We start from the raw sequence: 1,534 nt of genomic DNA on the forward strand, positions 1-1,534 counted from the left end.
GATGACGATAAAGAAAACTTGTGCGGGGAGATAGGAACATATTCCTCCACCTTCGACCCTTATGATGCCAACGCATGGGAAAAAAACCTTGGCAGACAATTTATTATTACCCCTGGAAAAATTATTTGGGAACAAAAAAATGGAATTCCTCGCACCGCCTGGTTACACCCCAGCGCTATTCGCCTTGACACGCGGCCTGGTGTGCCCCGCAATACACAAGTTTTACCCTACCAAACCCTGGAGGGTACGGTGAAATGCGTGGAAAAGCCCATGTTTCAGATGTATTTTACGGATACAAAGAACAAGCGATATGTTCTCAGCGGGAAAATGGGCTTTGGCTCGGGTGGGAGTTTTAAGGCAACATTTTGCCCAGATGTTCCTGGTTACCGGGATGATGGGAAACTCGGCCCCTACCGCTTTCAAGGTGATATTGTCTATAAAGGAATAGAACCTGGAGTTCCGACGTTTAAAGTGGTAAGTCCCGCCTGGAAGAAATACAAGAAAGGGGGTTGGAAAGAAGTGCCTCCCCCCGATTGGTAGCAACAAGGGCAGCAGTAGAAAATTTTCTACTGCTGCCTTTATTCTTTTTAACGTAATGCTCTATTGCCCTTGCTCATTGCGTTTCATGACAATACGTGCCTTATCCGTGAAGCTATTAACAAAATTTTGCAACTTTTGTTCCGCCTGCTGCTTGGTGGCAACTTTCCCCTCATGCATAAAGTATGCTGCATTATTCTTGATTGTTTTACTTGGGAACACCTTGTCCACCGTGTCATTGGGTGCCAGTTTGTCAAAATTAGCACTCCATGTTGGCCCCATCAAGTAAGGCTTATACAATTCAAAGGCAATTTTTTCTGGAGGTGCTGTAAGGTCTATCCCTTTTTTCTCCAACTGCTGTTTCGCATACATGGGGCCATCATACAAAGAGGAATCACCATACTTTTGGATAATACGATTTCTTCTGGCCTTCTCATCATCAGATTTTGGAGACACAGCATCACGTGCATTACCACCTACCTGGAACATGCCTTGAATATCTGTAGAAGCCGCACTCGTAGTAGAGGGATCAAGCTTATTTTCCTGAATCCCCATGCCCACCAGTATTTCCAGAGGAATGCCTGTGATTTTTGCCATTTCTTCCAGCACAGGTTGTATGGCAGGAAATTTTTTCGCAAAGATCTCTGCGTCTCTTTTATGTATGCGATACTCTGCATCTGTCATGTTCAATCTGTGCTGCCGCAAGCCATCGGGTAGTTTTTCCATTCCTTTTCCATCAATGGTTCTTGATATTTCCCCTACTGCGCTTTCATTATGTGGGGCACCAAATGCGTGCGAAATACCTTTATGTGAAGCGCCACCATTTTTTGCCTCGGCCTTTGTAAAGCGCAACCCCTGTGGATCAATGCAACTGACGGGGGCATCCACACAGTAGTTGAGAGATTGAACACCGTCGCCCCTGCGAAGGCAGGGGGCCAGTATTCTGCCTTTCCCTTTCCGCCAGGCAGGGGAAGAAAGGCCACACCGCCTCCCTGCC

Annotated in this window: 2 protein-coding genes; one reads left to right on the top strand and one right to left on the bottom strand. The window is 46.5% G+C overall.

All coding sequences use genetic code 11. The annotated features are described in order from the left end of the window. Window positions 1-540: hypothetical protein (locus G497_RS20400; RefSeq protein WP_034637925.1), on the top strand; the 540-nt coding region annotated here is incomplete at its 5' end. 60 nt (window positions 541-600) lie between these two features. Here the strand turns inward: G497_RS20400 and G497_RS0112510 are convergent. Further along, window positions 601-1,534, bottom strand: a 934-nt coding sequence (locus tag G497_RS0112510; RefSeq protein ID WP_211228764.1) for a hypothetical protein, incomplete at its 5' end; no start/stop codon positions are given.

It is taken from the genome of Desulfovibrio cuneatus DSM 11391 (genome assembly GCF_000430005.1).
GTDB classification, from domain to species: Bacteria; Desulfobacterota; Desulfovibrionia; order Desulfovibrionales; family Desulfovibrionaceae; genus Frigididesulfovibrio; species Frigididesulfovibrio cuneatus.